Raw genomic sequence first — 13,341 nt, 5'->3', positions numbered from 1 at the left:
CCTTACTTCCCTTCTGCTGACGTTGTGGTGGTGCCCACCGTTTCGTTGCGAGCGCGTGAAGCACGGACGATCTTGCGCAGACCAACCATGCGCACTAGGCGGTACAGACCCATGGGAGAGAATCCGGATGCCATGCCTTCCTGGGTGATGGCACGCCGGAGGAGCGGGAAGGCATAGCCTCGCATGGCCTTCTCGTAGCGGCCGATGGCGTCGATCACCACCGACGATTCGTTTGTCGAGATCGACTCCAGCGCATCAGCGAGAACGTGCGCGTCCCGCAGGGCGAGATTTGCGCCGACGCCGAGCGACGGTGGCATGGCGTGGATGGCGTCACCTGCCAAAGTGACCCGACTCGGCTCCCATGGGTGTGACACATCCAGGTAGCGCGCTCGGGTGAGGAACAGATCCTCCGCCGGGGCCCGTTCTACGAGCTCGATGATCGCGGGGTGCCAGCCGCGGACCAACTCCTGGATGGCGCGCTTGAGAATCTGTGTGTTCGGTCGCGCGGGGTCGAGACCGAGAGTCTTGGCGATGGCTTCCGGGATCGCTGCGCCCAGCATCATGTAGGGGGCGACCTCGTCCAAGGCAAGCTCGACGCCTCGTAGCGTGGCCGCTTGCGAGACCTGGACACGGGGCGTGAAGGCGCCCAGGGCAAGAACGCCGTTCTCGAGGAGTTGTGGGCCGAAGGCAAGGACAAAGCCGTCGTCGAGCTCGGGTGGGAGAGAGTCTCTCAGCTCGTCAGTCAGCGGGACCCTGCCGTAGACGCCGAGCGCCCCCAAGTCCTTGACTTGGGCATCAGGCAATCGTTGCGCTCGGACTCGGGAGTGGATTCCGTCGAAGCCGACCAGTACGTCACCGGTCTCGCGCTGACCATCACTGAGGACGACCTCCACTTCTTGACCTCGGTCTTCGTATGAGGCGACTTCACCCGTGACGACCACGTCCTCCAGCCCCGACAACATGATCTGACGCAGGGTGCGGCGATTGACGGCCGTGTCTTTGCGGCGCCCTGACGTCGCCACACCCAGATGAGGTCGGGACGCGAGGTACCGCAGTTGTTTGTCCAGGATGAGGAGGCGCTCCTGGCGGGGATCGGTGCGCGAGGTATCGAGATACAACTCGAACAACTCGGGAGGCAACAAGGCCTCCAGGGCGGTTCCGCCGTCGCCGTTCATGTGCAGTCGATAGCCAGCAGCGCCCCCGTGCGGAGCGCGCTCGAAGAGGCGAACCGTCATCCCCCGTCGGACAAGTCCGTGCGCGAGGGCGAGCCCCCCGATGCCACCCCCGGCGATCAGCACCTTCAAAGAACTCACCGTTGCTCCTTGCTGTTGTGTCAGGTGTCACTTGGAGTGTAGACACATGTCTATTGAGGAGACAAGTGTCTATCGAATTTGCGTTTACAAGTAGTCGAAAGTTGGGATGATTGACGAGATGGGAACTTCGCTGCGGGATGAAAACAAGGAGCGGACTCGGCAGCTGATCGTGGAGGCGGCTGTGTCCGCCTTCACCGAACTCGGCTACCGATCCACATCCATGAGCCAGATCGCCGGTCGAGCCGGGGTCGGGCGAGCCACGCTGTACAAGCATTTTGCGAACAAGGGTGCTGTGGCGGACGAGATCGCCCGGTCGTTGAATCCCGGCATGGTTCGGGTGATACGGACGCTCCCGGATCGCTCGCTGGACGATTCGGGCATCAAGGAATGGGTCTCCGAGCTCATTTCCACCTTGCGGTCGTTCGGCGCGGTGGCCGGTGTCGTCAGCGAGGCAATCGGTCACAACCGCGATCTTTCGACTGCCTTGCTTGAGTCGATGCACGAGACGAGCGGTGACCTCTTGAAGGAGCTGAGGCTCAAGCATCCGGCCGCCGCGCCGATCGCGCAGGGTGGCCTTGCCATGCTCCTGACTGCAACGGTCCAGGTCGCCGCGACGATGTTTGGGCCGCATAGCACAAACCACGACGACCGCCTGACACATGACCTGGCGGCCATCTGGGTTCGAGCACTCACACGGTGACGGCATACTGAGCGCTGAAGTCGACCAGCCATGCATATCTATGTGTCACGCGCAACGGGCTCGACCGTTACTAGGTCTCGTGACGAGGAGCACGGGTTTCGCGGTCTGCGAACCGCTCGGAATGAGGCCGTCGCCATGGACGAGTCATACAGTCGAGAGGCCAGGGCAGTGCCACCTGGGCCGACTCGGGTACGGACCGTATGCCGTCGACGGCTCATCGAGCCTTGAACCCTTGCCGAGTGCGTCCGCGGGGATCCCGGACAAGCGCGCGTCCCAGCCTGGTCTCGCCCTGTGTGGACGGTTGGCGCGACACGGAGGACCGCCTCGTCCATGTCGACGATCACGACGGTTGCCCCGCATCGACGAACTGACGCGCGATCGCGAGGCCGACCTCGCAAGTTCGCCGACGTGCTCGTTGTGCGGACAGACGCCCGAGGGTTGCCGGCGTGGCGCCTCGAGCGGTTGATGTTGGTGATGCCAGCCCCGACGCCGACTCGTCAGTTCCGGGGCGGTCGCGATGTAGCCGTGCAGGGAGCCAGCAGCGGCCTCTGGATGATGGGCCGGTGCGGAGCCAGGTCGCGGCGTACTCGCCATGCGGGCCATCTCGGCGTGCCCGCCGTGGCGCGAGCAGCCCGCCAGACACCGAAACGTCGACGAGGACCAGTTCGAGGAACCTACGGTGCACACGAAAGCGGACCGGATCGGACTGTTCCGGATCGCCATCTATCGCCGACCGGGGGCGACCGCGGGCCAGTGGGCGTCAGCGTTCGAGTGCGCGTCGGATGAACTCGTCGCGGGCCGCGATCGAAGCCCGGGCCAGCTGAGTGTGAGCGGCCATCAGGTCGAACCCGTGGGTGCCGCCGCCCCACATGTGGAAGTCGACACTCACGCCGGCCTGGGACAACCGCTGCGCGTAGATCAAGGCCTCGTCGCGGAACGTCTCGGCCGAACCGGTGTCGATGTAGGTGCGGGGTAGGTCGGCGAGGTCCTCGGCCCGGGCCGGGGCGGCGTACGGCGACACGTCGGATCCTCCGCGTCGCTCGCCGAGCAAGGCAGTCCAGCCGAACAGGTTGTCGTTGCGGTCCCACATGCCTTCGCCGTCGAGCATCCGGCTACTGGGGGTTCGTAGCCGGTCGTCAAGCATCGGACAGACCAGGATCTGGTGGGTGAGCCGGGGGAAGGCGCGGTCTCGGGCGAGGAGGGCGGTGCCGGCGGACAGTCCGCCGCCGGCGCTGGCGCCGCCGATGATCAGGTGACCTGGGTCGATGCCGAGCTTGGCCGCGTTCTTGGCGGTCCACACCAAGCCGGCGTAGCAGTCCTCGACCGGAGCAGGGTCGGGGTGCTCGGGGGCGAGTCGGTACTCGACCGACACCACGACGGCGAGTCCTTCGGCCACGTACGGAAGCAGCATCTCGATCTGCGTCCGGCGGTCGCCGACGACCATGCCGCCACTGTGGATGTGGTAGATCGCCGGCAGTGGGCCGTGCTGGCCAGCGGGCGTCAGGATCAGCAGCGTGATGTCGTGGTTGCCGTCGGGGCCCGGCACGTCGCGCTCGTCGACCTGCACCGTGCCGCCTACGGTGAGGTCGGTCGGCTCTACGCCGGGCAGCCCTTCGGCCAGCGCCCGCCGCAGCGCAGGGAGATTCTCGGCGGTGAACGGCGGCATCGCCTCCCGCATCACCTCCAGCACCGGCACGATCTCGGGATCGAACGGCGGCCGGGGCGTAGTACTGGGGTAAACGTCGTTGGTGCCGGTCATCGGATACTCCTTCTCATACGGATGTGACCACCTTCACTCCTGTGTCCTCCACCCGGCACCCGGCCAGTGGCGGAAATACCGCGGTACCCTCCCGCCACCTGGCGGGTATGGTCGAGGAACGCCGCCAGGTCCAGTTCGAGCTGACGCAGCCCCTTGCGTACCTGCTCAGCGCGTCGGTGCCGAACTTGCCGACGACCGACTTGGTGGTCGCGGACTCGGACGACTGATCGCCGCGGCTGCGATCACGGATCGCCAGACGAACAGCGCACTCATACAGCTCGAGGGATACCTCGAGCGACGTGCGGGAGAGTGATCCTTCCAACGAATTGGTCCGCCCCGGGTTCCGCGCGTCGGAACCCGGGGCAGACCAAACTCTCCGGATATTCTGGGGCGATTCAGGGACCGGGGCCCATTCCTGACGGGACTTCCTCGGTCACGAATGTGGGCATGTCTCGCGACGGAGACGACATGCCCGGGGCGCTAACCATCTCACGCCGAGATCGCGACGATTGGCTAGGAGTGCACCGGGGTCATCGAGCGGGATTGAGACCTCCGTTGACGCCGATGATCTGTGACGTGATGAACTTGGACGCGTCCGAGGCGAGGAAGGCGAGAACGGGAGCGAGATCCGTCGGCCCATCGCCCATGGTGCCGCCGAGTGGCACAGCCTCCTTCAGGCCGTCCTCGTAGGCCCTTCGCTGTTCCGCGCTGAGGTCCGCCAAGAACTCGTCATACATCGGGGTACGGATGAGCGGATTGACCACGTTCGCCCGGATGTTGTACTGCCCCCACCCGTTGGCCAGCAGCCGGGTGTAGCTGATGATCGCGCCCTTCGTCGCTCCATAGGCGATGTTCGTCGCAGGACGATCCATCAGTCCGACATCCGATCCGAAGTTCACGATGCTGCCGCCGCGTTCCTTCAGATGAGGGAACGCGGCTTGGCATACGTGAGACAAGCCCTTGAGGTTCACGTCGAGCAAGCGATCCCACAACGCGTCCGTCATGTCCTCAGCCATCGTCACGGCCGTGACGGCGGCGATATTGAAAACGGCGTCGAGACCGCCCATTTCCCGTGCCGCGAAGTCGACGGCATCTCGTACTTCGTCTTCCTTGCTCACATCGACACGCCGGAAGGCAGCCGTTCCTGGGCCAGCGGCAGTCGTCTCCTCCGCGACTTGCTGACCGAGGTCTTCGAGGACGTCGAACACGAAGACAGCAGCCCCTTCTTGCCCGAAGTGGCGCACTGCGTCGCTTGCGATGCCGCGTGCGCCTCCGGTGACGATGATCTTCTTGCCTTCGATGGTGATGGGCATGCGTTCCTCCTTGAGCCTGCAAACTGTGTTTTGGTTCAACCCGAGGGCGTCGGCGTACTTGCGAACCTGGTCGACCGGTTCGTTCCCTTCGCCTACGGGGATGAGGAAGACGCACGTTCGACGCCCGTCCCGACCTACGTGGGCACGGGTCTGGACCCGCCATGAACACCGTGACGGGGTCTGCCGACCGACTGTGGATGCCCGACACCCGGAGTCGAACGGCGACCGGGCCGGGGCATCGGGGTAGACGTCGTTGGTGTGGGTTACTGGCTGCGCCTGTCGGGCGGGTGTGACCATCCTTACTCCTGCATCCCACACCTGGCACCCGGCCGGTGGCGGAATTTGCACAGGTCTGCCCGCCATTTGGCGGGGCAGTGCGAGGATCGCAGCCAGGTCGTCAGGCAGTTGGACGAGTACGACGCCGCGGCGACGAAACAGCGGCTGGCGTCGACGCGCTCTACGACGCCCCGACCCCCTACATCGCCGCCTGGCAGCAGGTTCCGGTGCGCTCCCACCGCGACAGCGTCCGCCTCACTCTCCAGCTCACCGGCCCGCGTCGCGGGGCCGACAAGCTGAAGGACCTGGCCTGGAGCGAGGCCGCATTGGAGGCCTGGGTGGCCGAGATCCCGCCGGAGCACCAGGCCGAGCGGATGCGCGAGGCGATCGCCCGTGCGGACGAGGACAACCCGGTATGACCGACTCGACGACCGGCACCACGTCGGAGTCGATTCTCGAGCGTGCCCGCGTCGGCTTCGCCGACCACTTCGGCCGGGAACCCGACGGGATCTGGTCCGCCCCAGCCGAGTGAACCTGATCGGCGAGCACACCGAGTACAACGAAGGGTTCGTGCTGCCCTTCGGCATCGGGCGGCGCACCTAGGTGGCCCTCGCGCTGCGCGCCGACCAGACCGTCCGGGTGGCTTCGACAGGTCCGACGGCCTTGTCGAGCACGCCCTGGCTGACGTCACCCGTGAGGCTGCGACCGGCTGGTCCGCGTATCCGCTCGGCACGGCCTGGGGGCTCGGCCCAGGTCGGCGCGGACCTCGCGAGTGTGAGCGGGTTTGACGCCTTCTTCGTCTCCGATGTCCCGGTCGGTGCTGGTCAGTCGTCCTCGGCAGCGCTCGAGAGCGCGCTCGCGGTTGCGCTCGACGAGGTGTGGCGCTCCGCCCAGGCTCGGGAGCTCTGGTGCGTGCCACGGATCTCGCCGAGAATCACATCGTCGGAGCACCACCCGGGATCCTGGGCTAGACGGCGTCCCTGCTCGCACAGCCCGACCACGCGGTATTCCTCGACTGCCGCAGCCGTAGGTCCCGGGTGGTGCCGGTCGAAGACCTGGAGCCGCCAGGGCTGACGTTACTGTGATCGACACCCGTGTGGAGCACGTCCATGCCACCGGTGGCTATGCGGACGGTGCACGGCCTTGGTCGCACGATCCGAATTCGCGGCGGCGTCCGCGGCCCTCTTTGCCTCGGAGCGGGAGGCGAGTGTGGCGGTGACCAACGTTGGCCATAGCCTTGAACGTATGGACGTAGCTCGTAAGCCGCCGGGGTTGGTCGACGTCGCGGCGAAGGCCGGAGTCAGTCTGTCGACGGTGTCTCGTGTGCTGACCGGTCGCACGCCGGTGAGCGAGAAGCTGCGCCTGAAGGTGCGGGCAGCGGTCGACGAACTCGGGTATCGCCCGAACGCGGCGGCACAGACCTTGGTGAGCGGAAAGCGCTCCGCCATAGCCGTGCTCGCCCGCAACACCACGCGGTTCGGATACGCGGCGACTCTCCAGGGTATCGAGGAGGCTGCGCGTGCGGCCGGGTACGTCGTGATGATCACCGTGATCGAGTCGGGTCGCCGTGAAGATGTGGCTCGCGCGGTGGACATGACGCTCTCCCAGACGGTGGCCGGAGCGATCGTGATCGAGTTCGACGCGGTGGGTGTTGCGATGCTCGACGCGCTGCAGGGCATCGTGCCGGTCGTGGCCGCGGCGGGCGCTCGTCGGAGGGCGGGCTCGACGCCGCACGCATTCCTGGACGACGAGGCCGGGGGGCGCGCGGCGACTGAGTATCTCTTGAGCTTGGGGCATCAGACCGTTCACCACATCGCGATCCCGGCAACACGCCGGCGAAGCGGCCGTGAATGGGGGTGGCGGGCTGCGCTGGAGTCCGCGTCGGCCCCCGTGCCAGACGTCGTTCGCGCCGAATATTCGCCGACGTCCGGCTATGACGCGGCTCTGCGGCTCCTCGACGATCCGAGTGTGACTGCCATCCTGTGTGGCAACGACGAGCTGGCGATCGGGGCGGCCCGAGCGTTGTCCGAGCGAGGACGCAAGATCCCCGACGACGTCAGCATCGTCGGCTTCGACGACCAGCCTTTCGCGGCCATGTGGGTGCCAGCCCTGTCCACGGTGGCGCAGGACTTCACCGACCTCGGACGCCGAACGTTCGGCCTGCTCGAGGCATGGATCCGCACCGACGAGCGCCCGGCCGACTCGGCCGTGCAGCCCACGCTGGTGCTTCGGGAGAGCGCCGCCCGGGCCCGCTGACGGGGCGCGCGGGCCTCCGCCGCGAGGCGGGGACAGCCGTCCGCAAAATATGTCTGACCAACGTTTGCAGGCAGTATGCCTCTCGTGTAGCGTGTGACCGACGTCACTTGACCAACGTTTGCAGAACTAACCTGCACGGTTCTTCGAAGGGCGAGAAGCTTGAGCACTCCCATGCTGCGCGACGGCGCTGAATCTCCTGCCAAGACCGGCTGGCCGGAGGTCGTCACGCTTGCGGCCTCAGGGGCCGCATTGATACTCGCGGTCCCGCAGGACTCGTTGCCGTACGTGGTCCATTGGGGCGCGGACCCCGGGCCGCAGACAGACACCGGTCTACATGCGCTCGCAGTGTCCGCGATCCCGCCGCGGGCGACCAACGGAGTGGACACTCCGGTCGTGGTGTCGATCCTCCCGGAGGGGCGCACGGGGTGGGCAGGGACTCCCGGAGTGTCCGGACATCGTTCAGGGACCTCGTGGTCCCCGTGGTTGCGTCCCCAGCGCGTCGACGTCTCGACGATTCCCGGGGAAGGCGGGCACGTTGAGATCGTGGCTGCGGACGCCGTGGCAGGGCTTGAGGTCGGGCTCCGGGTCGAGATGCTGGAGACCGGCCTCGTCCGCATGCAGGCTGGCGTGACCAACACGGGGACCGGGACCTACACGGTCGACGCGGTCAGCCTGGCGCTGCCCGTCCCAACCCGGGCGGACGATCTCTGGGACTTCGCCGGCCGTTGGTCGAAGGAGAAGGTCGTACAGCGCCGGCCCTTCACCGTCGGATCCCATGTCCGTGAAGGACGCCACGGCCGCACGGGTGCGGACGCCGCCACGTTGCTGATGGCGGGGACGGCCGACCTCGGCTTCGCCGGTGGTGAGGCTTGGGGCCTTCATGTGGCCTTCAGCGGTAACCATCGGGTGATCGGCGAACGAGCCCACTCCGGCGAGCGTCTTCTGCTCGGCGGTGAGCTGTTGCTCCCGGGCGAGGTCGAGCTGCGGACAGGTGAGACCTACGAGACGCCGAAGATCTTCGCGGTGTACGGCGCAGGGCTGGACGACGTTGCCTCGCGGCTGCATCGGTACCTTCGCGCCCGCCCGCACCATCCGCGCAGTCCCCGCCCGGTGGTGATGAACGTCTGGGAAGCCGTCTACTTCGAACACGACGTCGAGCAGCTGGTCGAGCTTGCCGCACTTGCAGCCGACGTGGGTGTCGAGCGCTTCGTGCTCGACGACGGCTGGTTCGGAGGCCGCCGCGACGAGACGTCCGGACTCGGCGACTGGGTGGTCTCGAGCGAGGTATGGGGGGAGGGGCGCTTCCGCGTCCTGGTCGACGCGGTGAAGAACCGTGGGATGCAGTTCGGTCTGTGGTTCGAGCCCGAGATGATCAGCCTCGACTCCGAGATCGCCCGCGCCCACCCGGAGTGGATCCTGCAAGTCCCCGGGAGGATGCCGGTCGAGTTCCGGCGACAGCAGGTCCTCGACCTGACCCATCCCGGCGCGTTCGAGCACGTACGCGACCAGATTCTGGCGCTGGTGCACGAGTACGGCATCGACTACATCAAGTGGGACCACAATCGGGACCTCATCGACGCCGGGTCCACGCTCACGGGACGTGCCGGAGTGCACCGCCAGACTCTGGCGACCTACCGGCTGCTCGACGCGATCCGGTCGAAGGCACCTGGGCTCGAGATCGAGTCCTGCTCCTCCGGAGGCGCCCGCATCGACCTGGAGATCATCGACCACACGGATCGCGTGTGGGCGTCGGACTGCATCGACGCGCACGAGCGTCAGCAGATCCAGCGATGGACCGCCCAGCTGCTGCCACCGGAGCTGGTGGGCAGCCACATAGGGGCTGACCGTGCCCACACAACCGGGCGTCGGCTCGACCTGGACTTCCGGGCGGCCACCGCCCTGTTCGGGCACTTCGGCGTGGAATGGGACCTGAGGGCGACCACGGCCGCCGATCGGGCCGAGCTGGCGGCCTGGGTCAGTTTCTACAAGCGCATGCGACCGCTCATCCACACCGGCACCGTCGTACGCCGCGACGCCGAACAGGGTGACCTCTGGCTCCACGGAGCCGTTTCGCCGGACCAGCGGGAGGCCTTGTATGCCGTGACCCTCCGGGAGCGGCACGTCACCTGGCCGTCCGGGCGCGTCCAGCTTCCCGGTCTGCGCCGCGACCTCACCTACCGCGTCCAGGCGGCAGGTCCCGGCTCAGATGCGCCACCTGACGAACGTGTCCACCCGAGCTGGTGGGGCCACGGGATCGAGCTCAGCGGCGCGGTCCTCGGCGACGTGGGCGTGCATGTGCCGGCCCTCGATCCCGACCACTCAGCCCTTCTCCACGTGGAGGCGACCTACCGATGACGAAAATGGCCAACCCCCGGCACCAGGCCGTGCCGCGGCAGCGAGGACGCCGTACAGGTGACCTCGGCGTCGCGCTCCTGTTCCTTGCCCCGGCTTCGATCGGCTTCGTTGCCTTCTACCTGCTTCCCTCCCTTCGAGGCTTGTGGTTCAGCTTCACCGATCGCAACCTCGTGGGCTCGGGAGAGTTCGTCGGGACGGCCAACTACCAGGAGCTGCTCGGCGACCCTCTCTTCTGGAACGCGTTGAAGGTGACACTCTGGTACGTCGTCATCAATATCGGTGTCCAGACGGTCTTGGCGCTCGCGATCGCCGTCCTCATGCATCGGCTGACGCGATCGGCGTTGGTTCGGGGCATCATCCTGCTTCCATATCTGGTAGCGAACGTCGTCGTCGCCCTCGTGTGGTTCTGGATGATGGACTACTCGACGGGCTTCATCAACGTCGTCCTCGACTGGGCCACCGGGGACAGGGTCGCCTTCTTCGGCGATGAGACGCTGGCCATCCCGACGATCGCGCTGATCAACGTCTGGCGCTATGTGGGGTACACGGCCCTGCTGATCTTCGCCGGGCTGCAGACCATCCCGGATCAGTTGTACGAGGCAGCCGGGTTGGACGGCGCTTCTGAGCCGCGGATGTTCTGGTCGATCACGTTGCCGCTGCTGCGGCCCGTGCTGGCCCTCGTCATGGTGATCACGGTCGTCGGGTCCTTCCAGATCTTCGACACCGTGGCGGTCACCACCGAAGGCGGGCCGATCAACTCGACGCGGGTCATCTACTACTACATCTACCAACAGGCGTTCGAGCGCTTCGACCTCGGCTACGCCTCCGCGATGTCCGTCTTCCTGCTGGTCGCACTCGCCGGCATTGCGTACTTCCAGCTGAAAATCATGCGCTCCAACCAGTCGGATCTGACGTGAGGAACCCGATGACCACGACCACACACGACGCCGTCCCTGCGACCGACATTCGAGGCACCACGAACGCGCATGTCAGACGCCGCACGCGAGTCAGATGGGGCCGCGCGTTGGCATGGGCCGCCCTGGGTGTCCTGCTGATCGTCACCTTGTTTCCCTTCTACTGGATGCTTCGCACGGCGCTGTCGACGAACACGGCCCTGTACACCAACCCGGGGAGCCTCCTGCCTGTCGACTTCAGCTGGGGAGCATTCGCGCGAGTGCTGGGCGTGGCGACGGCCGAGGAAGCTGCGGCCGAGGGCGGGACCACCGGCTCGATCGATCTTTGGCTGTACCTGCGCAACTCGGTGATCGTCGCCACCGCCATCACGTTCGGTCAGGTCTTCTTCTCCGCCATGGCCGCGTACGCGTTCGCGCGGCTGCAGTGGCCGGGGAGGGACGCCGTGTTCTTCGTGTTCCTGACCGCCCTGATGATCCCGCCGATCTTCGTGCAGCTGCCCAACTTCATCCTCATCCGGGACCTCGGCCTGCTGAACACGCTGACCGGGATCATTCTCCCGTTCTTCTTCATGACTCCGTTCGCGGTCTTCTTCATGCGCCAGTTCTTCCTCGGGATCAACCGCGAGGTGGAGGAGTCTGCTCGGATCGACGGCGCCGGGCATGTGCGGATCTTCCTCCAGATCCTCCTACCCATGTCGAGTACGCCCCTGTTCACCCTCGGCCTGCTGACGTACACCACCGCGTGGGGGGAGTACATGTGGCCACTGCTCGTGGGTCGCGACGAGGAGTCGCGCGTCCTGACGGTGGCCCTCGGCATCTTCCGGTCGCAGACGCCGCAGACCGGCCCCGACTGGTCAGGCCTCATGGCCGGCACGTTGATCGCGGCCTTGCCGGTATTCGTGCTGTTCCTCGTCTTCGGACGCAGGCTCGTCGACAACCTCGGCTACTCGGGCATCAAGTAACCGCATTATCCCGGGCGGCGTAGCCGTCCCGATTCACACAGGAAGGTTCGACATGCACACCCTCCATCTCCGGGTTCGCGCGATCGCCGCAGCCGCGGCCGCTGCGACGCTCGCCCTCGCCCTCGCCGGATGCGGGTCGTCGTCAGACGGGGACGACGACGTCGACGGCGCCATCACGTACTGGCTGTGGGACAGCAACCAGCAGCCCGCGTACCAGCAGTGCGCCACCGACTTCCAGGAGCACACCGGCATCGAGGTGAAGATCGAGCAGTACGGGTGGGACGACTACTGGCAGAACGTCACCACTGGCTTCGCCTCGGACACAGCACCGGACGTCTTCACCAACCACTTGTCCTACTTCCCGCAGTTCGCGGCGCAGGGCCAGCTCCTGGACCTGAGCGACCGCATCGAGGGGGACGGCCTCGACCTCTCGATCTATCAGGACGGCCTCGCCGAGCTGTGGGTCGGGGAGGACGACGCAACGTACGGCTTGCCCAAGGACTTCGACACCATCGGGCTCTTCTACGACGAGAAGGCGGTCGCCGACGCCGGATACACCGCCGAACAGGTGAGCTCGCTGGAGTGGAACCCCACCGACGGCGGCACGTTCGAGGACTTCATCGGTGCCCTCACCGTGGACAAGAACGGGGTCCGGGGGAACGAGCCGGGCTTCGACAAGACCAAGGTCGAGGTGTACGGACTGGCACTCAGCGGAAACGGGCTGAACGCCGCGGGCCAGCAGACCTGGTCGCCGTTCGCGCTGAGCAACGACTGGTACTACGGCGACACCACGCCCTGGACGTCCCAGTGGAACTACGACGACCCGAAGTTCGTCGAGACTCTGACCTGGTACCAGCACCTCATCGACGAGGGCTACATGCCGTCGGTGGACATCGCACTGAGTGAGCAAGACCCGCTCAACGGCTACCTCGCCGGTCGCTACGCGACGGTGACCGACGGCAGCTGGATGACCAGCTCCTACCTCGGTCAGGACGAGGTGGCGACGAAGGTCGCCCCGACCCCGCAAGGCCCCAGCGGCGCGCGAGCCAGCCTGTTCAACGGTCTATCCGATGGGATCTGGGCGGGCACGGACAATCCCGATGCCTCGTGGGAATGGGTCAAGTACCTCGCCTCCGCGGACTGTCAGGACGTGATCGCCGAATCCGGTGTCGTTCTCCCCGCGATCAAGACCTCGACGAAGAAGGCAGAGCAGGCCTTCACAGACAAGGGCTGGGACGTGTCCGGCTTCACCGTTCAGGTGACCGACGGGACGACGGCCCTGCTGCCCATCGCCGACCACTGGTCGGAGATCAACGACACGGTCACGCCGGCCATCGAGGCATTCCTCAAGGGATCGAAGGACGCCGAATCGCTGACCGACGCCAACGACGCCGTCAACGCGTTGTTCGAGTGACCCCGGGTGGTGCGGGGACCGCCGACCGGTCGCCGCACCACCCGCGCTGAGGCCGAGTCATCGGCGCGAGCGCACCATC

General features: G+C 66.4%; 13 protein-coding genes. 10 read left to right on the top strand and 3 right to left on the bottom strand.

Annotated features, from left to right (window positions below; translation table 11 throughout):
- Nucleotides 1–2: 2 nt before the first annotated feature.
- Nucleotides 3–1,313, bottom strand: coding sequence for an FAD-dependent oxidoreductase (locus HD557_RS14345; protein ID WP_196874358.1), 1,311 nt, complete (start codon nt 1,311–1,313; stop codon nt 3–5).
- Between the two features lie 106 nt (nt 1,314–1,419).
- Between HD557_RS14345 and HD557_RS14340 the strand changes: the two genes are divergently transcribed.
- Nucleotides 1,420–2,013: a TetR/AcrR family transcriptional regulator gene (locus HD557_RS14340; protein ID WP_196874357.1), complete on the top strand. Its 594-nt coding sequence runs from the start codon at nt 1,420–1,422 to the stop codon at nt 2,011–2,013.
- A gap of 760 nt (nt 2,014–2,773) precedes the next feature.
- On the opposite strand, the gene HD557_RS14335 is transcribed toward HD557_RS14340, so the two are convergent.
- Both HD557_RS14335 and HD557_RS14330 read right to left on the bottom strand, forming a co-directional pair.
- Complete coding sequence (locus tag HD557_RS14335; RefSeq protein WP_196874356.1) at nt 2,774–3,772, bottom strand: alpha/beta hydrolase; 999 nt, start codon at nt 3,770–3,772, stop codon at nt 2,774–2,776.
- A gap of 530 nt (nt 3,773–4,302) precedes the next feature.
- Nucleotides 4,303–5,085 carry an SDR family NAD(P)-dependent oxidoreductase gene (locus HD557_RS14330; protein WP_196874355.1) on the bottom strand — a complete coding sequence of 261 codons (783 nt, stop codon included), beginning with the start codon at nt 5,083–5,085 and terminating at the stop codon, nt 4,303–4,305.
- A gap of 374 nt (nt 5,086–5,459) precedes the next feature.
- Here HD557_RS14330 and HD557_RS14325 point away from each other — a divergent pair, with 374 nt between their 5' ends.
- From HD557_RS14325 to HD557_RS14290, 9 genes are all read left to right on the top strand, one after another.
- Nucleotides 5,460–5,780, top strand: a complete 321-nt coding sequence (locus tag HD557_RS14325) for a hypothetical protein (RefSeq protein ID WP_231380292.1) — start codon at nt 5,460–5,462, stop codon at nt 5,778–5,780.
- Nucleotides 5,777–5,893, top strand: a complete 117-nt coding sequence (locus tag HD557_RS28250) for a galactokinase family protein (RefSeq protein WP_231380291.1) — start codon at nt 5,777–5,779, stop codon at nt 5,891–5,893. The genes HD557_RS14325 and HD557_RS28250 overlap by 4 nt, the downstream gene beginning before the upstream one ends.
- Nucleotides 5,890–5,964 carry a galactokinase family protein gene (locus HD557_RS29170; RefSeq protein ID WP_374221700.1) on the top strand — a complete coding sequence of 25 codons (75 nt, stop codon included), beginning with the start codon at nt 5,890–5,892 and terminating at the stop codon, nt 5,962–5,964. The genes HD557_RS28250 and HD557_RS29170 overlap by 4 nt, the downstream gene beginning before the upstream one ends.
- On the top strand, nt 5,965–6,435 hold the full coding sequence (locus tag HD557_RS29165) for a GHMP family kinase ATP-binding protein (RefSeq protein ID WP_374221684.1): 471 nt from the start codon (nt 5,965–5,967) through the stop codon (nt 6,433–6,435).
- A 171-nt stretch (nt 6,436–6,606) separates the two neighbouring features.
- Complete coding sequence (locus tag HD557_RS14310) at nt 6,607–7,617, top strand: LacI family DNA-binding transcriptional regulator (RefSeq protein ID WP_196874352.1); 1,011 nt, start codon at nt 6,607–6,609, stop codon at nt 7,615–7,617.
- 171 nt (nt 7,618–7,788) lie between these two features.
- Nucleotides 7,789–9,972 carry an alpha-galactosidase gene (locus HD557_RS14305; protein WP_196876416.1) on the top strand — a complete coding sequence of 728 codons (2,184 nt, stop codon included), beginning with the start codon at nt 7,789–7,791 and terminating at the stop codon, nt 9,970–9,972.
- Nucleotides 9,969–10,889: a carbohydrate ABC transporter permease gene (locus HD557_RS14300; protein ID WP_231380290.1), complete on the top strand. Its 921-nt coding sequence runs from the start codon at nt 9,969–9,971 to the stop codon at nt 10,887–10,889. The genes HD557_RS14305 and HD557_RS14300 overlap by 4 nt, the downstream gene beginning before the upstream one ends.
- Nucleotides 10,890–10,897: 8 nt before the next feature.
- Nucleotides 10,898–11,848: a carbohydrate ABC transporter permease gene (locus HD557_RS14295; RefSeq protein WP_196874351.1), complete on the top strand. Its 951-nt coding sequence runs from the start codon at nt 10,898–10,900 to the stop codon at nt 11,846–11,848.
- 52 nt (nt 11,849–11,900) lie between these two features.
- Entirely contained in the window at nt 11,901–13,262 is a 1,362-nt protein-coding gene (locus tag HD557_RS14290) for an ABC transporter substrate-binding protein (RefSeq protein ID WP_196874350.1), read from the top strand.
- Nucleotides 13,263–13,341 lie beyond the last annotated feature (79 nt).

This window comes from Nocardioides luteus (assembly GCF_015752315.1).
In the GTDB taxonomy this organism is placed as follows: Bacteria; Actinomycetota; Actinomycetes; order Propionibacteriales; family Nocardioidaceae; genus Nocardioides.
This window is presented reverse-complemented; position numbering and strand designations above follow the sequence as displayed.

Coding starts and splice junctions, on each gene's coding strand:
- HD557_RS14290 (WP_196874350.1), top strand. CDS start 11,901: ATGCACACCCTCCATCTCCGGGTTCGCGCGATCGCCGCAGCCGCGGCC.
- HD557_RS14310 (WP_196874352.1), top strand. CDS start 6,607: ATGGACGTAGCTCGTAAGCCGCCGGGGTTGGTCGACGTCGCGGCGAAG.
- HD557_RS14340 (WP_196874357.1), top strand. CDS start 1,420: ATGATTGACGAGATGGGAACTTCGCTGCGGGATGAAAACAAGGAGCGG.
- HD557_RS14300 (WP_231380290.1), top strand. CDS start 9,969: ATGACGAAAATGGCCAACCCCCGGCACCAGGCCGTGCCGCGGCAGCGA.
- HD557_RS14330 (WP_196874355.1), bottom strand. CDS start 5,085: ATGCCCATCACCATCGAAGGCAAGAAGATCATCGTCACCGGAGGCGCA.
- HD557_RS14335 (WP_196874356.1), bottom strand. CDS start 3,772: ATGACCGGCACCAACGACGTTTACCCCAGTACTACGCCCCGGCCGCCG.
- HD557_RS28250 (WP_231380291.1), top strand. CDS start 5,777: ATGACCGACTCGACGACCGGCACCACGTCGGAGTCGATTCTCGAGCGT.
- HD557_RS14305 (WP_196876416.1), top strand. CDS start 7,789: ATGCTGCGCGACGGCGCTGAATCTCCTGCCAAGACCGGCTGGCCGGAG.
- HD557_RS14295 (WP_196874351.1), top strand. CDS start 10,898: ATGACCACGACCACACACGACGCCGTCCCTGCGACCGACATTCGAGGC.